Source organism: Salinisphaera aquimarina, from assembly GCF_042643355.1.
In the GTDB taxonomy this organism is placed as follows: Bacteria; Pseudomonadota; Gammaproteobacteria; order Nevskiales; family Salinisphaeraceae; genus Salinisphaera; species Salinisphaera aquimarina.
Genome location: NZ_JBHRSS010000010.1, coordinates 22,475 through 44,051 on the forward strand (window position 1 = coordinate 22,475; position 21,577 = coordinate 44,051).

At 62.5% G+C, this 21,577-nt stretch carries 17 protein-coding genes; 15 read left to right on the forward strand and 2 right to left on the reverse strand.

From position 1 onward, the window contains the following. Positions 1-205 precede the first annotated feature (205 nt). From surE to ACFOSU_RS19520, 8 genes are all read left to right on the forward strand, one after another. Complete coding sequence (surE, locus tag ACFOSU_RS19485; protein ID WP_380691637.1) at positions 206-1,033, forward strand: 5'/3'-nucleotidase SurE; 828 nt, start codon at positions 206-208, stop codon at positions 1,031-1,033. Positions 1,034-1,147: 114 nt separating this feature from the next. Further along, positions 1,148-2,818: a long-chain fatty acid--CoA ligase gene (locus ACFOSU_RS19490; RefSeq protein ID WP_380691638.1), complete on the forward strand. Its 1,671-nt coding sequence runs from the start codon at positions 1,148-1,150 to the stop codon at positions 2,816-2,818. A gap of 157 nt (positions 2,819-2,975) precedes the next feature. Further along, a complete protein-coding gene (locus tag ACFOSU_RS19495; protein ID WP_380691639.1) occupies positions 2,976-5,066 on the forward strand; it encodes a 3-hydroxyacyl-CoA dehydrogenase NAD-binding domain-containing protein in 2,091 nt (696 codons plus the stop codon). A gap of 15 nt (positions 5,067-5,081) precedes the next feature. Further along, positions 5,082-6,260 carry an acyl-CoA dehydrogenase family protein gene (locus tag ACFOSU_RS19500; protein ID WP_380691641.1) on the forward strand — a complete coding sequence of 393 codons (1,179 nt, stop codon included), beginning with the start codon at positions 5,082-5,084 and terminating at the stop codon, positions 6,258-6,260. A gap of 27 nt (positions 6,261-6,287) precedes the next feature. Next, positions 6,288-7,439 (forward strand): acyl-CoA dehydrogenase family protein, encoded by a 1,152-nt coding sequence (locus tag ACFOSU_RS19505; protein ID WP_380691643.1) that lies wholly within the window; start codon positions 6,288-6,290, stop codon positions 7,437-7,439. Positions 7,440-7,547: 108 nt separating this feature from the next. Beyond that, complete coding sequence (locus ACFOSU_RS19510) at positions 7,548-8,489, forward strand: ketopantoate reductase family protein (protein ID WP_380691645.1); 942 nt, start codon at positions 7,548-7,550, stop codon at positions 8,487-8,489. Positions 8,490-8,691: 202 nt separating this feature from the next. Then, positions 8,692-9,480 carry a PilZ domain-containing protein gene (locus ACFOSU_RS19515; protein ID WP_380691646.1) on the forward strand — a complete coding sequence of 263 codons (789 nt, stop codon included), beginning with the start codon at positions 8,692-8,694 and terminating at the stop codon, positions 9,478-9,480. 2,244 nt (positions 9,481-11,724) lie between these two features. Next, on the forward strand, positions 11,725-12,696 hold the full coding sequence (locus ACFOSU_RS19520; RefSeq protein ID WP_380691647.1) for a hypothetical protein: 972 nt from the start codon (positions 11,725-11,727) through the stop codon (positions 12,694-12,696). Positions 12,697-12,933: 237 nt separating this feature from the next. On the opposite strand, the gene ACFOSU_RS19525 is transcribed toward ACFOSU_RS19520, so the two are convergent. Continuing rightward, positions 12,934-13,962, reverse strand: a complete 1,029-nt coding sequence (locus tag ACFOSU_RS19525; RefSeq protein WP_380691648.1) for an AI-2E family transporter — start codon at positions 13,960-13,962, stop codon at positions 12,934-12,936. A 368-nt stretch (positions 13,963-14,330) separates the two neighbouring features. Here ACFOSU_RS19525 and ACFOSU_RS19530 point away from each other — a divergent pair, with 368 nt between their 5' ends. From ACFOSU_RS19530 to ACFOSU_RS19555, 6 genes are all read left to right on the forward strand, one after another. Beyond that, complete coding sequence (locus ACFOSU_RS19530) at positions 14,331-15,443, forward strand: histone deacetylase family protein (RefSeq protein WP_380691649.1); 1,113 nt, start codon at positions 14,331-14,333, stop codon at positions 15,441-15,443. Continuing rightward, positions 15,440-15,916 carry a GNAT family N-acetyltransferase gene (locus ACFOSU_RS19535; protein WP_380691650.1) on the forward strand — a complete coding sequence of 159 codons (477 nt, stop codon included), beginning with the start codon at positions 15,440-15,442 and terminating at the stop codon, positions 15,914-15,916. Before ACFOSU_RS19530 ends, ACFOSU_RS19535 begins: the two co-directional genes overlap by 4 nt. A 59-nt stretch (positions 15,917-15,975) precedes the next feature. Beyond that, on the forward strand, positions 15,976-16,128 hold the full coding sequence (locus tag ACFOSU_RS19540) for a DUF2256 domain-containing protein (protein WP_380691651.1): 153 nt from the start codon (positions 15,976-15,978) through the stop codon (positions 16,126-16,128). Between the two features lie 42 nt (positions 16,129-16,170). Beyond that, entirely contained in the window at positions 16,171-16,557 is a 387-nt protein-coding gene (locus ACFOSU_RS19545) for a GFA family protein (protein WP_380691652.1), read from the forward strand. A gap of 247 nt (positions 16,558-16,804) precedes the next feature. Further along, positions 16,805-18,304 carry a flavin-containing monooxygenase gene (locus tag ACFOSU_RS19550; protein ID WP_380691653.1) on the forward strand — a complete coding sequence of 500 codons (1,500 nt, stop codon included), beginning with the start codon at positions 16,805-16,807 and terminating at the stop codon, positions 18,302-18,304. 72 nt (positions 18,305-18,376) lie between these two features. Next, positions 18,377-19,171: an alpha/beta fold hydrolase gene (locus tag ACFOSU_RS19555; protein WP_380691654.1), complete on the forward strand. Its 795-nt coding sequence runs from the start codon at positions 18,377-18,379 to the stop codon at positions 19,169-19,171. 51 nt (positions 19,172-19,222) lie between these two features. On the opposite strand, the gene ACFOSU_RS19560 is transcribed toward ACFOSU_RS19555, so the two are convergent. Beyond that, positions 19,223-20,236 carry a GGDEF domain-containing protein gene (locus ACFOSU_RS19560; protein ID WP_380691655.1) on the reverse strand — a complete coding sequence of 338 codons (1,014 nt, stop codon included), beginning with the start codon at positions 20,234-20,236 and terminating at the stop codon, positions 19,223-19,225. Positions 20,237-20,597: 361 nt separating this feature from the next. Between ACFOSU_RS19560 and ACFOSU_RS19565 the strand changes: the two genes are divergently transcribed. Next, positions 20,598-21,545: an alpha/beta hydrolase gene (locus ACFOSU_RS19565; RefSeq protein WP_380691656.1), complete on the forward strand. Its 948-nt coding sequence runs from the start codon at positions 20,598-20,600 to the stop codon at positions 21,543-21,545. Positions 21,546-21,577: the final 32 nt, after the last annotated feature.

The following is a 21,577-nucleotide window of genomic DNA, read 5'->3' on the forward strand; positions in this document are numbered from 1 at the left end:
AGCTGATCCTCTGTGGCAGTGGAGAGTCATGAATGACGCACAAGCCGGGCGTGGCGTACCGGCCGATCATCAGCTGCTGTTCCGCTGCCGATCTTGTATCTGCGTCATCTGCGGATAAAACGCCTGTACTAGTCTTGATTCGCGTCCAGGCGCGGATATCGATCTGAATCCAACGCCGGCATCGGACGGCGACCAGGAGTATGGAATGGAACGTCTGAAACGGGTGCTGGTCACCAACGACGATGGCATCGACGCGCCCGGTCTGAAGATTGCCGAGGCGATCGCGGCCCGGATCGCCGATGAAGTCGTCACCATCGCGCCCCTGGGTGATCAAAGCGGCGTGGGGCAGGGGATTTCCATGCACAATCCGCTGCGGCTGACGCGTTATGCCGAACATCGTTATGCCGTCACCGGCACGCCCGCGGATTGCGTCATGTACGCCATGGCCGAATTCTTTGCCGATACGCCGCCCGATCTGGTGCTGTCCGGGGTCAACTGGGGCGCGAATCTGTCCGATTCGGTGATGTATTCCGGCACCGTGGGCGCGGTGCTGGCGGCCAATCATCTCGGCCTCGATGCGATCGCGCTCAGTCAGGCCTTTACTCAGCGCTCAGCACTGGATTTCTCTGCCACAGAAGCCTTCGCGGTGGCCGCGATTGAAGATCTCTGGGCGACGCGTAGCGCGCACGGCTGTTGCTGGAATATCAATTTCCCCATGCTGGCGGTCGAGGCCATTAGCGGCATGCGCTTCACGCGCCAGGTCGGCGGCGCGATTCGGGCGCCGCATCTCATCGAAGGCGCCGATGGTCGGGGTCTGGCCTATCACTGGCTGACCTTCGAACGCGACACCACCAACGTGACTGCGGCCGATGCCGATGTCGTTGCCCTCCGGGATGGCTATATCTCGGCCATGCCACTACGCGGTACCCGCTGCGACGAGGCGGTTCTGGAGCGGGTCAGCGTCGGCGGTGAACGCCGGTTGACGCCCGCCGGTCAGCACGCTGGCGAGGCCAGGAGCACACAGGCAAAATAGCGTTTCAAAAATGTTTGACGGCTCCGGGCGATACCGCCAGAGTCGATGATTGCCGTCGATCGCGCACAGACAGCGACGCCGGCGCGACCCGTCATTACCGAGGAGATAATCGCAATGTTCGACCGGCACCACGGGGTATGGCCTGCCAATCTGCCGTTGCATCTGGTATTGCCGCAGACCAGCCTGTACAGCAATCTCGCGATTTCGGCGCTGCGCTATCCGGACCGAGCGGCGATGATCTACTACGACTCGCCGATCAGCTATCGCCGGCTCGACGCGGAAGTACAGGCGCTCGCCGGCTATCTGCAGCATCGCGGCGTCGCCAAGGGCGACCGGGTGCTGCTGTTCATGCAGAACGCGCCCCAGTTCGTGATCGCCTATTACGCGATCCTGCGCGCCAACGCCGTCGTCGTGCCGGTCAACCCGATGAATCGCAGCGTCGAACTCGAGCACTACGCCGAAGACACCGGCGCCACGATCTGCATCTGTGGCCAGGAACGCTTCGAAGCGGTGACGCCGCTGCTGGAAAGCGGCCGGCTCGAACACGCGGTGGTCGCCAGCTACGGTGATTACGTCACCGAGGATACGGACCTGGATCTGCCGGCCGAAGTACAGGCCGCGGCCCAGCCGATCGACTGCGGCGACGCGATTCACTGGTCGCAGGCCCTGCATGCCGGTCATGCGCCCGGCGAGCTTGAGGTCGGCCCCGACGATCTGGCGGTGTTGCCCTACAGCTCCGGCACCACCGGCGCGCCCAAGGGCTGCATGCACACCCACGCCACGGTCATGGCGACCGCGGTGCAGAGTGTGTACTGGAGTCACAGCACATCCGAAGGCAAGTCGCTGGCCACGCTGCCTTATTTTCATGTCACCGGCATGCAGAACGGGATGAATGCGCCGATCTTCATCGGCTCGACGGTAGTGCTGATGACACGCTGGGAACGGCGCACCGCGGCGAAGCTCATCGAGCGTTATCGCATCACCCGCTGGACCAATATCGTCACCATGGCGATCGACATGCTCGCCGACCCGGAGATCGAATCCTTCGATCTGTCTAGCTTGCAGAACATCGGCGGCGGTGGCGCGGCAATGCCCGAAGCCGTCTCCGAGAAACTGTTCAAGCTCACCGGGCTGCACTATGTCGAAGGCTATGGTCTGTCGGAGACGATTGCGGGCACGCATATCAACCCCTTCGATGCGCCCAAGCCGCAGTGTCTGGGAATTCCCGTATTCGACGTGGACTCGCGCATCGTCGACACCGACACGCTGGCCGAGCTCGGCCCCAACGAGGTCGGCGAGATCATCACCCGCGGGCCGCAGGTCTTCTCCGGCTACTGGCGGCGCCCGGAAGCGACCAAGGCCGCGTTCATGGCACTCGACGGCGAGCGTTTCTTTCGCACCGGCGATATCGGCTATTACGACGACGAGGGCTATTTCTTCCTCGTCGATCGGGTCAAACGCATGATCAACGCCTCCGGCTACAAGGTCTGGCCGGCGGAAGTGGAAAGCCTGATGTATCGGCATCCGGATATTCGCGAGGCCTGTGTCATTTCCACGCCGCACGAACGCCGGGGTGAGGGTGTCAAAGCTTGCGTGGTACTGGTCGATGGCGCCGCCGGCCGGGTCAGCGGCGAGGATATCCGTGACTGGTGCAAGGACAATATGGCCGCCTACAAGGTGCCGCAGGTGGTCGAGATATGCGACAGCCTGCCGCGGTCGCCGACCGGCAAGATCATGTGGCGTGCGCTGCAGGAGCAGGAATGGCCCGAGGCCAAGGCCGGCTGATTGGCGCGGGTTCTGGTATCGGCCATTCCAAAAACAAAATGCTATTTCAAAAAATTGATTTCAGCCCGGCTTTTCGTTTAGCTTGGCGTCCACAAACTCGCTGGAAAGCGCGCTCCAACAGGTGCGTTTCTGGTATGACACAGTGCAAGGAGTCGTTATGAACGATGTCGTTTCCTACAAGCGCGACGGTGAGATTGGCGTTATCACCATCAACAACCCGCCGGTCAATGCGCTCGGCCATGCCGTGCGCCAGGGCATTCTCGACGCGCTCGCCCAGGGCACGGCCGATGACGACGCCAAGGCGCTGATCATCACCGGCGGTGGGCGTACCTTTCCGGCCGGTGCGGATATCCGCGAATTTGGCAAGCCGCCGCAGGAACCTTCCCTGCCCGACGTCATCAACCAGCTCGAAGCCAGCAAGAAGCTGCTGATCGCGGCCGTGCACGGCACCGCTCTGGGTGGCGGCATGGAGATCACCCTCGGCTGCGATTATCGCGTTGCGCTCGACTCCGCCAAGATGGGCCTGCCCGAGGTGCATCTCGGCCTGCTGCCGGGTGCCGGCGGCACCCAGCGTCTGCCGCGCCTGATCGGGGCGAAGGCGGCAATGGAAGCGATCGTGGCCGGCAAGCCGATGAAAGCCGCACAGCTCCAGAAGATGGGCGTCGTCGACAAGGTCGTCTCCGGCGATCTCATGGCGCAGGCGCTGGATTATGCGCGCCAGCTGGTGGCCAAGGACGCGCCGCTGCGCCCCGTGCGCGATCTCGAGGTCAAGGCCGAAAGCGCCGATATCTTCAGCGATTTCGAGAAGTCCATTGCCCGCAAGAGCCGTGGCTTCCTGGCTCCGTTCCACTGCATCAAGGCCGTACAGGCAGCGACCGAATCCAGCGATTTCGAAGCCGGACTCAAGCGCGAACGCGAACTGTTCGCCGAACTGCTCAAATCGCCCGAATCGGCCGCCCAGCGGCACGTGTTCTTTGCCGAACGCGAAGTAGCCAAGATCCCGGGTATCGACAAGAAGACCGCCAAGCGCGATATCGAGCAGGTCGGCATCATCGGCGCCGGCACCATGGGCGGCGGCATCGCCATGAACTTCCTCAGCGCCGGCATCCCCGTGCGCGTGCTGGAGATGAAGCAGGAAGCGCTCGACAAGGGCGTGGCCCTGATTCGCAAGAACTACGAAGCCACGGCCAAGAAAGGCCGCATGACCAGCGATCAGGTCGAGAAATGCATGGCGCTGCTCGACACCACGCTCGCCTACGACGACCTGTCGGAAGTCGATCTGGTCATCGAGGCCGTGTTCGAGAACATGAAGGTCAAGAAAGAGGTGTTCGGCGAGCTCGACCGCGTGTGCAAGAAGGGCGCGATCCTGGCGACCAACACCTCCACGCTCGACGTCAACGAGATCGCGCAGTCGACCAAGCGCCCCGAAGACGTCATCGGCATGCATTTCTTCTCGCCCGCGAACGTGATGAAGCTGCTCGAGAACGTGCGCGGCGACAAGACCTCGGACGAGGTCATCGCCACGGTCATGGCTCTGTCCAAGCGCATCGGCAAGGTCGGCGTGCTGGTCGGGGTCTGCAACGGCTTCGTCGGCAATCGCATCCTGCACAAGCGTCAGCACCAGGCGACCCAGCTGGTCAACGAGGGCGCCACGCCCGCCCAGGTCGACAAGGTACTGTTCGACTTCGGTCTGCCCATGGGCCCGTTCGCGATGGCCGATCTGGCCGGGCTGGACGTCGGCTGGCGGATTCGCGAAGGCCTGCGTGAGGACGATCCCGCCAACGCACCCGAGTACAACTGGCTGGACGCGCTCGCGGAACAGAAGCGCTGGGGCCAGAAGACCGGTGGCGGCGTGTTCGACTACGCCGAAGGCGATCGTACGCCCAGGCCGTCCGATGTGACCGCGGCCGAGATCGAGAAGTACCGCAAGGAAAAAGGCATCGAGACGCGCGATGTCAGCGACGACGAGATTCTCGAGCGCTGCCTGTACGTCATGGTCAACGAAGGCGCCAAGATTCTCGAGGAAGGCATTGCCATGCGTCCGCTCGATGTCGATATCGTATGGATCTATGGCTACGGCTTCCCGGTGTATCGTGGCGGACTGATGTTCTGGGCGGATCAGGTCGGTCTCGACAAGATCTACGCCAAGATCAAGCAGTTCCACGAGGAAGCCGGCGAAGACGAGTGGAAGCCGTCCGCGCTGCTGGAAAAACTTGCCGGCCAAGGCAAGGGTTTCGGCGACCTGTAATAGAGAGACACCAACATGGATATTGAATACAACGAAAGTGAACGCGCCTTCCGCGACGAAGTGCGCGCGTTTCTGGCCGATAAACTGCCGGCCACGATCTCGAACAAGGTCAAGCAGTCGGAGCGCCTGAGCCCGGAAGAGACGGTGCAGTGGCACCGTATTCTCGGCGACAAGGGCTGGCTGGCCATGCACTGGCCGGTCGAGTACGGCGGCCCGGGCTGGAGCCCGATCCAGAAGCATATCTTCGAGGAAGAAACGGCCGAGGCCGGTGCCCCGCGTCTGTTGCCGTTCGGCATCAACATGGTCGCCCCGGTGATCATGAAGTTCGGCACCCAGGCGCAGAAGGACTACTACCTGCCGCGTATCCTCAAGACCGAGGACTGGTGGGCCCAGGGTTATTCCGAGCCCGGCGCCGGTTCCGATCTGGCCAGTCTCAAGACCCGTGCGGTGCGCGACGGCGATCATTACATCGTCAACGGGCAGAAGACCTGGACCACGCTCGGTCAGCACGCGAACATGATGTTCAACCTCGTGCGCACCAACCCGGACGTCAAGAAACAGGAAGGCATCTCCTTTCTGCTCATCGACATGAACACCCCGGGCGTGACCGTGCGTCCGCTGATCACTCTCGACGGCGAGCACGAAGTCAACGAAGTCTTCTTCGACGATGTCAAGGTGCCGGTCGAGAACCTGGTCGGTGAGGAGAACAAGGGCTGGACCTGTGCCAAGTACCTGCTCACCTTCGAGCGTACCGGCATCGCCGGCGTGGGTATCTCCAAGGCCGCGCTGGCCGATCTCAAGGACATCGCCCGTACCCAGATGGTGCAGGGCAAGCCGCTCATCGAGCAGCCCAGCTTCGCCGAGCGCCTCGCCGATCTGGAAATAGAGCTGATGGCGGTCGAGATGACCAACCTGCGCACGGTGGCGGCGGCCGAAGCCGGCGGCGTGCCGGGCGCGGAAAGCTCGTTTCTCAAGATCATGGGCACGGAAGTGCGTCAGGCGATCTCCGATCTCTATCGAGAAGCGGCCGGCCCCTATGCGCTGCCGTTCATCGCGGAAGAAGACGAGATGGTGGGCCCCGAGTTCGCCGGCCCCGCGTCACCGACGTATTTCAACCTGCGCAAGCTCTCGATCTTCGGCGGCTCCAACGAGATCCAGAAGAACATCATCTCCAAGGCGATCCTCGGTCTTTAGGACCGGCGCCGGACAAGGGAACAGACAATGGATTTTACCTACAGTGACGAGCAGCGCATGCTCAAGGACATGGTCGACCGCGTTGTGGCCGACCAGTACGACTTCGACGCGCGCGAGAAGATCGTCAACTCCGACACCGGCTTCTCGGCCGACCTGTGGAACCAGTTCGCCGAGCTGGGCCTGCTGGGCGTGCCGTTCTCCGAGGCCGCCGGTGGCTTCGATGGCGGCGGTGCCGAGCTGATGGTCGTTGCCGAAGGCTTCGGCCGCGGCCTGGTGGTCGAGCCGTATCTGTCGAGCGTAGTGCTCTCGGGCACCTTCATCGACGCGATCGCCGACGACGCCCGCAAGGCCGCGCTGATCGAGCCGATACTGAGCGGCGAAACCCGCTACGCGCTGGCCTGCTATGAAGCCGCCGGTCGCTACGATCCGCACTGGATCGAGACCACCGCCGAGAAGTCGGGCGACGGCTACACCCTCAACGGCGCCAAGTCGGTCGTGCTCAACGGCGATACCGCCAACAAGCTGATCGTGATCGCCCGCAGCAGTGGCGACATCGATTCGGCCGACGGCCTGAGCGCGTTCATCGTCGATGCCGACGCCGAGGGCGTCAGCCGTCGCGGCTATCCCACCATCGACGGCCACCGCGGCGCCGAGATCACCCTGGCCAACGTCACCGTTGGCAGCGACGCGCTGCTGGGCGAAGAGGGCAAGGCCGCCGATGCGCTGCAATATGCCATCGACCGCGGCATCGTCGCCCTGTGCGCGGAAGCCTCGGGCGCCATGGAAGTGGCCTGCGATCTGACCCTGCAGTATCTCAAGGACCGCAAGCAGTTCGGCGTGCCGATCGGCAGCTTCCAGGCGCTGCAGCATCGCATGGTCGACATGCGCATGGCGCTGGAGAAAGTGCGCTCGCTCACCCTGTGGGCCGCCTGCTCGCTGGACAGCCCCGAGATCGAGCGTCGCCAGCGTCTGTCCGCCGCCAAGGCGATGGTCGGCAAGGCCGGTCGCAAGGTCGCCGAGGAAGCCATCCAGCTGTTCGGTGGCATGGGCATGATGGACGAGTCGTCGATCTCCCACTACGCCAAGCGCATCGTCATGATCGACCACTACCTGGGCGATCGCGAATATCATATGGCGCTGCTGCGTGACATGACCCTGGCCGGGCAGGACGTCGCCTGACAGCGCGGCGTCGAGACAGGATGAAGAAAAGCACGGCCGGCATCCTCATGCCGGCCGTTTTGTTTGCGGCGTCCGTCAGGCCGGCGCCAACGTGCAAGGAATCGTGCAATGGCAGATAAACCCCATGTCCTGATCGTCGGTGCCGGTGCAATCGGCAGTTTCTACGGCGCCATCCTGAAACGCGCCGGTTGTCGGGTCAGCGTCGTGCTGCGCTCGGAATACGACGCCGTGCATGCCAACGGCTTTTCGATCAGCAGTCCGCTGGGCGATCTGTCCTACCGGCCGGACCATGTCTACCGGGATGGCGACACGCCCGAGCAGACGGCCGACTACGTCATCTGTTGTGTCAAGGTGCTGCCCACCGTGGACCGCGCCGCGCTGCTCGAGCCCTGGGTCGGTGAGGGCACCCGTATCGTGCTGATCGAAAACGGCATCAACATCGAACCGGCGGTCGCCGACGCGTTCCCGAACAACCCGCTGATCAGCTGTCTGGCCTTCATCGCGGTCAGCCGCATGGAGCCGGGGGTGATCGAGCACAAGGCGTTCGGTCAGCTCACCTTCGGCGCCTGGCCGCAGGGCATCAGCGATGATTGCCGCGCGCTCGAGACGCTGCTGGTCGAGGGCGGCATCAAGGTCCAGCTCGCCGAGCAGGTGGTCGCCGAGCGCTGGCGCAAGAGCCTGTGGAACACGCCGTTCAATCCGCTGTCGGTGCTGGCCGGCGGCGCGGATACCGTCACCATGCTCGATACCCCCGGCGGCGAAGCGCTCGTGCGCGCGATGATGGCCGAGGTCAAGGCGGTGGCGGCGGCCGACGGCCATCCGCTGCCCGACGATGCCATCGACAAGAACATCGCCGGCACCCGCAAGATGTCGGCCTACAAGAACAGCATGGCGCTGGATTATCTGGCCGGCCGGCCGATGGAAATCGAGGCCATTCTCGGCAATGTCGTCGCCATGGCCCAGCGGCTCGAGGTATCCGTACCGCGACTCGAGACCATGCAGGTCACGCTGGCGATGCGTGAACGCCTGAAGGCAGACGCCCCGGCCTAGCGCCTGTCTTGAACGCCGATGCCTGGTGCATCGGCGCAGGTGGTGCACGCGGCCAGACCGGTCACGAGCGCGCCCGGCGCATGGAGTGGCGGGCCGCTGACCGGGTCGATGCGGGCTGCCGGCCGATTGTGTTCAAGCTGCAACGAATCCGGCCGATGAACGGCAAAAGCGTTCTGCTTACCCATCGCTCCGGAACCTGTGCATGGAAACCGATCGATACACGACCATCGGCCGCTATGACGACATCGTCGATACCTTCGTCACTCTGACGCGCCATAGTCACGAGGTCACGCTGTGTTTCGAGGACACCCGGATTCACTACCCGGTATCGGTGGTCTCGGTCGACCGTTCGCTGGGCACGTTTCTCATCGATATCACCAGCCTCGGCGATGTCGAAGGTGCGCTGGCGGAGGACCGCGCCTTCGTGCTGCATGCGTTGCAAAGCACATCGGCCCTGGTCACCACACCCACCCGCAGCAGGCAGGTCATTCGTCGCGAAGACCGACTGGCGCTGCGTTGCTGGTTGCCGGCGGCAATGACGCAGTCCCAGCACCGCAGCTACTTCCGGGCCGTGCTCGGAGAGGGCACGCGGGTCGAAGTCGCATTGCGCGCGAGCGCCGATGACTGCCGGACCGGCGTGCTGTGCGATCTGTCGGTACGCGGCTGTCTGCTCAGCCTGCCGATGGCCCAGGCGGTTGCGCTGGCGCCGGGCGACGCGCTGTATCAGCTATGCGCCCGTTTCCCCAACGGCGAGACCTTCGAGGCTTACAGCCGTGTGATCCATGTCACCGCTGACGAGAGCGGCGTCTGCATGCACGTCGGCGTGGCCTTCGATATGGGTTTCGACGACAAGGACCGCGAGGTCTGGTTCTACGTCAGCGAAATCGAGCGCGAGGTCGCCCGCCAGAGCGATGCGCGTTCGGAACTGCGGCCGCTGGCGCCGTCACGCCTTTTCCATCCGGAAACTGATACCAACGTTAGCGATTCCTGACCGAGGTCTGCAGAACGGGGAGCGTCCAGTTCGCCGAGACTACCCAACCGAAACCTCGCCGCGCCGTACGTGACTCATATATCCGGCTGTCGTTTTCTCTTGCCGCCTCGACTGCTCGGAGTTGCGCCCAAGGGGGAGGGAATACAGACGGCGCGCCAACCGGGGTCGTGCCTGTATTCGGGCCCCGTCTGGAGCGACGAGAAGCGCAGCACCGAAGGGCCGCTTCATGCGGCAGCATGTCCGAGGGCTGCGTAGCGGCCCGAGTTCTGCCGCATCCCTTCGGTGCGAGCATCGCAGTGGACCGGCGTTAGCCGGCGCGTAATTCGGGTGTCTTTTGCTTTGCTTCCTTTCATTTGGACAAGCAAACGAAAGGGAGTCGCGCTACAGCGCGAAACCAAAGTTTGGTCAAACTCGTGAGTGCCAAAAGACTCGTGGCGCCGAACCGACGAGTCTTGAATCAACGACCGGGGGTCTATCGACTTGGGGTTTCGCACTGATGTGCGAGCGACTTGTATTTGCTTGCCCAAATAAAAGTAGCCAAAACAAAAGGCACCCTGTCTTGCGCCGATGCTTCGCATCGGTGCCCTGCGCGGCTCCGGCCGCCTAGTAGATTTTACTTGGGGCGCAGCCGGAAACTCGCCGCGCTGCGCGCGACTCAGACATCCGGCTGTCTTTTTCTCTTTCGGCCTCCACTGCTCGGCGCTACGCCCAAGGGGACCCAATACAGGCAAGCTCGCTGTCGCTCACCTAAAGCCGCAGCGCGATCTTCGTAGGTCGTATTAGCCGAAGGCGTAATCCGACAGGAACATGGGCGTACGATCCTATTTCGACTCCGTGACGGCGAGGGCTCGATTCCCAGCCGTACTGCCTGTATTCGGGTCCCGTTGCACGGCGACGGAGACGCGCAGCGGCGATGGGTGTCCGGCGCACTGCGCCGGTGCGGCCAGCCTGTTTGAGGACCGCCAAAGCGGGCCGAGTTCTGGCCGCATCCCTTCGCCGCGAGCATCGGAGTGCACTGGCGCAGCCGGCGCCGTGCCGGGTGTCTTTTCCTTTGCTTCCTTTCGTTTGGACAAGCAAACGAAAGGGAGTCGCACAGCAGTGCGAAACAAAAGGTTCGATGGGCTCGTAAGTGCCACAAGGCGATTGGATTGAAACCACCGAATTTTGAATCAACGACTGGGGGTCAATTGACTTGAGTTTCGCACTGATGTGCGAGCAACTTATATTTGCTTGCCCAAATATAAGTAGCCAACACAAAGGGCACCCTGTCTTGCGCCGATGCTCCGCATCGGTCCCCTGCGCGGCTCCGGCCGAAAGCGGGCCAGCCGGAAACTCGCTTCGCTCAAACATCCGGCTGTCTCTATCCGCTTTCAGCCTCCACTGCTCGGCGCTGCGCCCAAGGGGACCCCAATACAGGCAAGCTCGCTGGCGCTCGCCTAAAGCCGCGTCGGGGTCGTCGTAGGTCGCGTTAGCCGAAGGCGTAATCCGACAGGAACACGGGCGCACAATCCTATTTCACTCCGTGGCGGCTAAGGCTCGATTCCGAGCCGTATTGCCTGTATTCGGGCCCCGTTGCACGGCGACGGAGACGCGCAGCGGCGATGGGTGTCCGGCGCACTGCGCCGGTGCGGCAAGGTGTTTGAGCGTCGCCAAAGCGACGTGAGTTTTTGCCGCATCCCTTCGGTGCGAGCATCGGAGTGCACCGGCGTAGCCGGCGCTGTGCCGGGTGTCTTTTGCTTTGCTTCCTTTCATTTGGACAAGCAAACGAAAGGGAGTCGCGCATCAGCGCGAAACCTCAGCCCGATAGACGACGAAAAGACTGGACCCTTGCATAACCGATGTACTGGCCCTGCAAAGCAAACGCCTTGCAGATTCTGAGAAAGCTCAGCGGATACAGTGGGCGACGTTCGCACGCCAAGGTTCGCCAGCGATTATTCATCGCCTTGGGCCGCAGCAAAACCGCTGGCCGATATGGACTCACCGAGTTTCGCGCCTAATCGAGTACGACTTTTGGTCAGTCGTCGTTTCGGAATAGGTATGCGAAGGTTGCAGTATGCAATCATCAATCGGGGGACTTGATGGACGCCGACAAGCCTTGGCTTGTAGGTAATCTGCGCTGTCGTTATACGACAACTCACTTAGCGGAATTATTAACATCAATGAGTTCCGTGCTAATAGGCGTGTTAGGTAGACATTGTTCAGCGGTGCTATGCCTACATTTGTCGTCGAATTGGCGTTAGCTTTATGACACAACCACCTCCTTTAACCAACGAACAAAAACTCGAACTCAGAGAGCTAGAACCAAAGCTTCGTCGCGCCGCTAGATTCGGAGACTTTAAATCGGCGAAGAAGATCAGCACCGAAATACAGGTTTTGCTGAGGACAACTGGCCATACTACGAGGCTTCTTCAGGCAAAAAATTGGCTATATGAATGCGCGTTAGAAGCTGGTGAATACTCTTTTGCAGAGAGGGGTTTCATCGGAACGAAGAAGCTAGCTTCCCCCGCAACACGCCTATATCTCGAAGCAACTGCGCTGCTCGCTATTTGTTACTTGAGGCGGAACAAACTAAATTTAGCGAAACCGCTCGTGGCGGAGGCGCTTGATCGTGTAAAAAATATTAAGTCGGACGCGAAGCGTAGACAATTTCATTCGCGCTTTATTAATAGGCTAGAAGAAGAGTGCGTCCTCGCTGGGCTTCACAGTGATTCGCCAATTCAATTGCCAGTAGAAGAAGCGCAGCAATTGGCAATTGAATTTGTCACAAATAATAAGTCCGAAGGCGAGCTACTAATCGAACTAGGCAGGTCTTTGCCGAAAGAATCGTTGCATCTCGCGCAAGAGGTCAGGGAAGTTTTTAATCGCAGGCTCCCAGCACCTGATCGTAAAGCTCTTCCGCCGCCAATTTCGGAGGACTCGGCTGAGGAACTTGGTACACGGTCGAAATCTGCTTTGAAACGGGTTGTATGGCGCGCGCTTTGTGATCCAGACAGCGAGTTATATAAAGAATGGACACAAGGCGTAAAAGCATTTTACGACAAGAAGGTAATAATGAGTGCCCTCGCTGCCTCGTGCGTTGCTGCCAGCCTCGCGCCTTCCGCGGTCGTCCTAGGCGCTTTGGTAGCACTTGCTCTCCGGTTTGGGGCTGCTCTTTTTTGTGAGAAATTTCAACCCTCTAGTCTGATGATTGAAAAGTCAGATAGAAATGAAAGCTAACAGATCGCATATGGACGCCTCCCGCAAGAGGTAGAGTCGACGATTGACGTTCTAGAAGTCCGAAGAACGGTTGCGATCGCATATCCGGCTTCTGGTTGGGCACTTTTGGCCCGAGCCTTTATGTGCGGGTATGCGGGGTCATGTCTTGCATTGCCACATTTGTCTACGCTAAATCCCGCACACCCTCGCGTTCGCCATATATCGAAGCGCCCCGAATACCCTTCCAACAGCTACCCGCTAACCCTCCGCACCCGGCAAATGCGGCTCCTCACCAATCACATCGCGTACATAGGCCAACTGCACGATGACCGCGATCACCAGGGCAATTGGTGTGGCGAGCGCGATGCCGAGCAAGCCGGCGATGGCACCGCCGAGCGTCTGCGCGATCAGCAGAAAGCCGGGGGCGATGGAGACAGCGCGTTTCTGAATAAGCGGGGCGAGCACATAGCCTTCGACGATGTGTAGGCTCAGATAGAGGACGGCGACGTAGATCAGCGCGTTGTAGCCGTGCAGGCCGGCGACCAGCAGCGCGGGCACCGCGGACACGATGGCGCCGAGGTAGGGCACGAAGGTCAGCAGTCCGGCGATCAGCCCGAGCAATAGCGCGAAGGGGATGCCGATCACCGCCAGGCCGATCGCGCTGACCACGCCGACGACGGTCATGGAGACAAAGCGCCCGGTAAGCCATCGGCGCACGGCGTTGGTGGCCTCATTGCCGATATCCGCAACGCGTTGTCGCTGGTCGGGGGGAAACAGGCGGACCAGCCCTTTCTGGTAGAGGCGCGGATCGAGGGCGAGATAGAGGCCGATGATCACGATCAGGAAGAAGTCGGTGAGGGTAGTCACGGTGAGCGAGGCGGCATCGGACAGTTCGTGGGTGAGCTGAGTACTCAGCTTGTTGGCCGAGCTGCCGCTCTGGGTTGCGTCGCCCCCGGCTTCGTCGAGCAGGTTCTGGGCGACCTGATAGCTCTTGAACTGGGCGGAGATCTGATCGATGGATTGCGAAACCTGTTTCTGCAGCTGCGGCGCCTGGGCGACGACGTTCATGCTGCCCAGGGCGAATGCCGCGCCGAGCCCGATCGCCAGCGCGGCCGAGGTCACGATGACGGCAAGATGCCGGGAGATCGGCAGGAGTCGCTGCAGCAGCCGGCCCAGGCCGTCTAGCGCTACCGCGACGAGAAAGGCCGCGAACACGAGCAACAGCGCCGAAGAAATGGCCCAGAGGAAGCCGATCAAAATCAGGGTGGCGATCGTGATCAGCGCCACGAACAGGCCGCGGCGCCGGAACAGGGCGTCGTTGGCGGTGGATTCTGCAGACATGGGCGGCTACTTTTGACGGGCGGTGGTATGGCCGGGCCGGGACATACGTCCGGGCAGGCTCGGATGGCTGATGGTCTCGCCGATCGGCACGGCAGGCTATCCGCATAAATCACCATGCGCGTGGTGTGTGGACGAGCTGGATTACGGAAAAATCGTTCGAATTCGGTCTATGCCGAGATCTGGGACGTCGCCGGGCCAGCCATGACGGCTGATACCGGATTCGAGAAACGAATACAGGCCCTGAAAGCGCGTGAATATCGCTATTCGATGTCTTGCCCGCTATGCTGCGAGGCGTCCTATGCAGGAGATTGTTTGTGATAGGCGATCGAGACGTACTGGTGATCTACGACGAGCGGGTGCTGTTGCACCGGCCCGAGGCCGAGGAGGCATTTCTGCCCGGCCGCATGGAAAAACGCATCCGCGGCATCCTCGACGGACTCGGCCTGGGGGTCGATACCAAGTGGAGTTATCCCGAACACCCGGGCCGGGTGACGGCGGTCAATGACCTGCTGCTGGCGGAACCGGTGCCGGGCGTGCGCATGACAAGCGGCCAGCCCGCCACGCGGGAACAGCTGGCGCGCGTGCACACGACGTCGTATCTGGAAAGTCTCTACGAACTCGAAGGCAAGCAGGCCTGGCTGGATGTCGATACCACCGCCATATCGGCCGGTAGCCTGGATGCGGCGGAAGTAGCCGCCGGTTCGGCGATCGCGGCGGTCGATGCCGTGTTCGACGGCAGCGCCCAGTCCGCGTTCGTAATCAGCCGCCCGCCGGGCCATCATGCCAACGCGGTGCGTGCGCGTGGCTTCTGTCTGTTCAACAACATCGCCGTCGCCGCCGCCCATGCCCAGTTCCAGTGGGACGTCGAACGTGTCCTGATCATCGATTGGGATGCGCACCACGGCAACGGCACCCAGGATATTTTCGCCGCCGATCCGAGCGTGCTGTTCTTCGATACCCATCGCGCCGCGCCGTTCTATCCCGGCACCGGCGATATGGAAGAGATCGGCGATGGACTGGGCGAGGGCACCACGGTCAACGTGCCGTTGCCCGAGGATGCGGGCGATCTGGCCATGGTCGCGGCGTTCGAGAATATCCTCGTGCCGGCCGCGGAGTGGTTCAAGCCGGAGCTGATTCTGGTCTCCGCGGGCATGGACGCGCACCGCTCCGAGCTGTGTCTGCAGCTGAGCTACGACGGCTACAGCGCACTTACCGGCATCGTGCAACGCCTGGCCGATCAGCATTGCAACGGTCGCCTGATCATGGCCCTGGAGGGCGGCTACAACCCCGATACGCTGGCCAAGTGCACGCGTCGCGTACTCGAGGTGATGGCCGGCGGTGAACCCGCCGTGCCGCGTGAAGCGGGCATGGAGGAAGTCGCCGAGATCGCCGAGTTTCATCAATCGGCCTTCGCGGACATGGAATGAGCCGCGCCGTCGACAGCGATACCCCGAGCGATGGCGTCCTGCCGGTCACGCTGCGCGCGATCGATACGCGCAACTGGCAGACCTGTATTCATCTGGAGCTCGAGCCCGAGCAGGCCCGCAAGCTCGCAAGCAATCTCTATTCGCTCGCCGAAGCGTACGTCGAGCCGCGATGCACGCCGATGGGCATCTATGCAGGCGTGCAGATGATCGGCTTTGTCATGTTCGAATGGCATCCGGCGACTCATACCTACAGCATTCCCCGGTTCATGATTGATCGTCGCTGGCAGGGCGGCGGTTACGGTGCTCGCGCGCTGCAGGCGATCATCGACACGCTGAAGGGCGAACAACCCGACGCGCCGATCCTCATCAGCCTGACGCCGGACAACATGCCCGCGCGGCGGCTCTACGAACGCCTGGGCTTTGTTGATACCAAACATCGACTGCACGGCGAAGACGTGCTGCGCTACGCCTGAGCGCGATCGCTCGAGCCCACCTAGCATCCGTATAGAACGGCGGGTTCGTAGCGGTTGCCATGGCCCGTATGCGCAAGAAGGCAGACTTGCCCGAAAAGATCTGTGTCCACTGCGGCCGGCCGTTCGCCTGGCGCAGGAAGTGGGCGCGTGATTGGGCCCAAGTGCGTTTCTGCAGCCGGGCCTGTAAAGCCGCCAGCAAGCGAAGTGGTTGACGGGTGTGGCGCGCGGCCAGGCCTAGAACAAGGAGGGGAGCCATGAGTCAGCTCAGAAAAGCGACCTGCCATTGCGGTGCGGTCGTGCTGGAAATCGAGTTCGAACACGGGCTGCGCAACATCCGGCGCTGCGATTGCTCGATGTGCAGCCGCAAGGGCTATGTGATGGCGAGCGTGCCGAGGGCGAATCTGGCCGTGGTCGAAGGCAAGGACATGCTGTCCGTCTATCGCTGGGGCACGAAGGTCGCCGAGCATTTCTTCTGTAGCCAATGCGGCGTGCACACGCATCATAAAAGACGCAGCAATCCGGCCGAGTTCGGGATCAATATCGCCTGCGTCGAGGGCGTGAATGCCTTCGCGTTCGAGCCGGTTCCGTTCGCCAGCGCCGATTTGCATCGACCGCTGCCTGCGGTCGAACCTGGCAGTTGATTGCTTGTGAGAGCCGTCCGAACCGTTTTTTTATTATCCACGACTCGCCGCCTGGTTTGCCAGTAGCCGGCTCAGCCGGCCGCGTGAACTACGATCGACGACGCGCAAACAGGCGTGTTGATCGCCGCAGCGCCGACGCCGGGATGCGGTACTGTCGCTGGGGCGCGCTTAGTCGTCGGGTCGCCGCCGATCGATCGAGACTAGTGTGCCCGTCGTCGGGCCGCTTCAGCTACGGAAAAACGCTTTCATGCCAGCCATTCATTCGTCATCGCAGAGCGCGCCTCATATCGTGATCATCGGCACCGGCTTCGGCGGTCTGGGCATGGCGATTCAGCTCAAGAAAGCCGGCATCGACCACTTCACCCTGCTCGAGAAGAACGATGCGGTGGGCGGCACCTGGCGCGACAACAGCTATCCCGGCGCGGCCTGCGACGTGGAATCGCATCTGTATTCGTTTTCCTTCGAACCCAAGCCCGACTGGTCGCGCAAGTTTGCACGTCAGCCCGAGATTCTGGCCTACCTCGAAGACTGCGCGGAGCGGCGCGATCTGTATCCGCATATCCGTTTCGGCACCGAGGTCGTCGCGGCTGCGTACGACGAGGCCCGGTATTGCTGGGTGATCACGACGCGCGCCGGCGAGACGATCGAGGCCGGCATCCTGATCACCGCCTGCGGTCAGCTCAATCAGCCGGCGTATCCGGCGATTCCCGGTGTCGACGATTTCGCCGGCCCGGCGTTTCATTCAGCGCGCTGGGATCACGACGTCGATCTCGCCGGGCGACGGGTCGCGGTGATCGGCACCGGCGCGAGCGCGATCCAGTTCGTGCCCGAAGTCGTGGATCGGGCGGCGCACACGCAGGTGTTCCAGCGCGCCGGCGCCTGGGTGATGTCCAAGTCCGACGGCGCGTTCAGCGCCAAGGCGAAACGGCGCTTCGCGCGCTGGCCGCTGCTGGCCCGGCTTTATCGCACGGCGATCTACTGGAAGAACGAGGGCCGGGCGCTGGCGTTCACGCGTTGGTCCGCACTGCTCAAGCCGTTTGCGTTGATGGCGCAACGCCACGCCCGCCGCCAGATGCGCGACGACGACAAACGTCGGCGCCTGATGCCGGACTACCCGATCGGCTGCAAACGCATTCTGTTGTCCAACGACTGGTATCCGGCCATCGATCGCGAGACCGTGGATCTGGTCACCGAACCGATCGAGCGTATCGAGCGCGATGCCGTGGTCACCATGGACGGCAAGCGCCATCCGGTCGACGTGCTCATCCATGGCACCGGCTTCAAGGCCACCGAGTTTCTCGCACCGATGCGCATCGCCGGCCGTGGCGGGCATGATCTCAACGCCGCATGGCAGGCCGGCGCGCGGGCCTACAAGGGCATTACCGTCAGCGGGTTTCCTAACTTCTTCATGCTCTACGGTCCGAATACCAATCTGGCGCACAACTCGATCATCTTCATGCTCGAATCACAGATTTGCTACGTGCTGCAGGGCGTTCAGGCGCTGTGCGCCGGCGATATCGCGAGCCTCGATGTGCGCCGCGATCGCGAGGCGGATTTCGACGCCAGGATCCAGCACGCGCTTGCGCGCACGGTCTGGCAAAGCGGCTGTACCTCCTGGTATCGCAACGCAGCCGGGCGCAATACCGTGAACTGGCCGGGCTTCACCTTCAGCTTCCGGCGCGCCACGGCAAAGCTCGACCTGTCGGATTATCACTGCGAGCATGGCCGCCATCCGGCCGGCCCGTAGGGCGAGCAGATCGGTCGCACACGGTGGCCGGCGTCGACGGAAAACAAGCAAGCGATAACGACGGAGAGTGCGATGTCTTTTGCCACGGTCAACGGGCAGAATCTTTACTACGAGGACACGGGCGGCAGCGGGCCGGTGATCGTGTTCTCGCACGGCCTGCTGATGGACCACGAGATGTTCGCCCCGCAGATCGCCGCACTGCGTGATCGCTATCGCTGCATCAGCTGGGACGAGCGCGGCCACGGCCAGACCGCCGGCGACGAGATCACCGCGTTCAGCTACTACGATTCCGCCCACGATCTGGTCGGGTTGCTGGATCATCTGGGTCTCGACACTGCCATTCTGGCCGGCATGAGTCAGGGCGGTTTTCTGTCCCTGCGGTGCGCGCTGATGCATCCACAGCGGGTGCGCGCACTGATCCTGATGGATACCCAGGCCGGCCTTGAGGATCCGGAAAAGACCGCCGGCTACGCGCAGATGATCGAAACCTGGGCCGGGCAGGGCCTGCCGGACGACATCGCCGACACCATCGCGCAGATCATCCTCGGCGACGGCTGGTCGGGCACGCCCGCATGGCAGCAGAAATGGCGCGGCTGGCAGGCCCATAATCTGGGCGCCTGTTTTCAGACCCTGGTGGCGCGCGATGACATCAGCGACAGGATCCGGCAAATCCAACAGCCGGCGCTGGTCGTGCACGGCGACGCCGACGCCGCGATTCCCATGGCGCGCGCCGAGCAGCTGGCTTCCGGGCTGGCGTCGGCAGAGCTCGTCGTCGTACCCGGTGGCCATGCCGCCAACCTGACCCACCCCGAGCCGGTTAACGCCGCGATCGAGTCGTTCCTGGCGGGTCTCGACCAGGGCTCCTGAGGTGTGCCTGCGTATCGATGCCGTTGGCGCAGGGTGCGCGCCGGCGGCTGTCTAACCCGCGATTCCGGAGTGCTGGCCTGCAGACTGCGCCTGGGGCGGTGACTGGATCTCGATGGCGTTACGGCCATTCTTCTTGGCTGCATAGAGCGCATCGTCGGCGCCGCGGATCATATCGTCGGTATGTCGATAATCCGGCTGCACGATGCTGATGCCGATGCTGACCGTGATCGACAGGCGCGTGCCGCAGTCGAGCTGAAAATGCTGCGAGGCCACCCGGTCACGGATCTGTTCGGCGGCGGCCATGGCTTGCGCCGCCGAACACGGCGCCAGCACGATGGCGAATTCCTCGCCCCCCATGCGGGCGATGAAGCCGCGTTCCCCAAGCAGGTCGGCGCACAGCTGCGCGAATTGCCTGAGCACGCAATCGCCGGCGAGATGGCCCCAGGTGTCGTTCACTTTCTTGAAGTGATCGATATCCACGATGAGCAGGGCGAATGTCTCGGTGCCGGTCCGGGCATCGTGCAGCCGGTCGTCCAGTGTCTTGATCAGCTTGCGCCGGTTGTGCACGCCGGTCAGCTCGTCGGTTTCGCTCAGGCGTTGCAGCGCCGACTCGAGCGCATGCCGTCTGGAGACATTGCTCGCCACCCAGAGCACGGCCCGCTCGCCGTCGACGCGTGACGGCATCGGTTGCACGCGGCCTTCGAACCACAGATCGCCGTCGGGCCCGTCGCTGGCGTCCACGCCTTCGACATCGTCGGCGGACAGCACGTACTCGACGATGCGCAGGCAGTCCTCCCGCAGGGTGATTCGAATCTCGTCCAGAAACCAGTCGGCCTTGGCGCGCGGCAAGACGTCGTAGAGGCTGAAATCGACCAGGCAGGAGCCGTCGTGATACGTGGAGCGATCGCGCCCTCCGATCAGGGCCGCGTAGCGTCCACTCTCGGTCAGAACGAACACCGGATCGGGCAGTGCCGCGATCATCTCCAGCTGCAGAAGCAGATTCTTGTCCAGAACAGTGATGCTCGTACCCTGAAATATCCCCCCTCCCGGATAAATTTCGCCCATGCCCTGGACGCGCGCAACTTTTGCGGCCGTCGGGCCGCTTGCAGGTGGTGGGCGAAACCCGATGTCAGTTGTCGCCTTGGCCGCGAACGCCAGTAACGGCAATCGATTGCCGTGGATCCCGGAGTGTGCCCATGTTCTTTGTTGCAGTATTCATGCATCGTCCGGATAGGCTGCAGTGCGCGCGAATCCGACGTTGCGACGTGACATGATCCCCGTGCGCGGCATGTTCGGCTGTCTGCGGTTGCCATGACCTGCCGGCGCGTCGGTATTGTTTTCGAGATGTCGTTTATTCTGGAAATGTCGGTGCACGGACTTGTCTCGACGGCAGCCCGGCAGTGTGTTTTTTACTCAAGGAGCAGATATGACCCTCGATCCACAGGCCGCCCGTGTTCTCGAGGCCGCCGAGCAAAGCGGCCTGCCGCTGCTGGAAACGCTGTCGCCGACCGACGCGAGGCTGCAGTACGAGCGCGGCACCGCGATCACCGGCGGTGAGCCGCCGGCGGTCTTTTCGGTGCGCGATACCCAGGCCGAGGGCCCGCTGGGGCCGATACCGCTGCGGGTCTATGTGCCGCGCGAGCCCGGCGATCAGCCGTTGCCGATGTTGATCTATATCCACGGCGGCGGCTATGTCATCGGCAGCCGCGACAGCCACGATGTGCCCTGTCGTTATCTGGCACTGGCCGGCGATTGCATCGTGGTGTCGGTGGATTACCGCATGGCGCCCGAGCACCCCTATCCCGAGCCGGTGGACGATTGCTGGGCGGCGGTGAACTGGATTGCCGACAACGCGACGGCGTTGGGTGGGCGTGCCGATGCGATCGCCGTGGGCGGCGACAGCGCCGGCGGCAATCTCGCCACCGTGATGTGCCTGAAGGCACGCGACGAGGGCGGCCCGGCCTTCGTCTATCAGCTGCTGATCTATCCCGGCACCGACAAGAGCCGCAGTCACGCCTCGCATACCGAGCTGGCCAGCGGCTATCGCCTGACCAAGCCGCTGCTCGACTGGTTCATGGACCATTACTTCAGCGGCGCGCCGGCGGCGGCCGACGACCCTTACGCGTCGCCGCTACGGGCCGAGGATCTGAGCGGTCTGCCGCCGGCGCTGGTGATATCCGCGGGCTACGATCCGTTGCGCGACGAGGATATCGCCTACCACGACAAACTGTGCGCGCACGGCATCGCCTCCGAGCATCTGCATTATCCGGGCATGATTCACGGCTTCATCAATATGCCCGGCATGCTCGACAAGGCCCGCGAATGCCTCGACCAATGCGGCGCTCGACTCAAGGCTGTTTTCGCCAGTATCTAACGCCTAACGCCTAACGCAGTAAAGCAATAAGG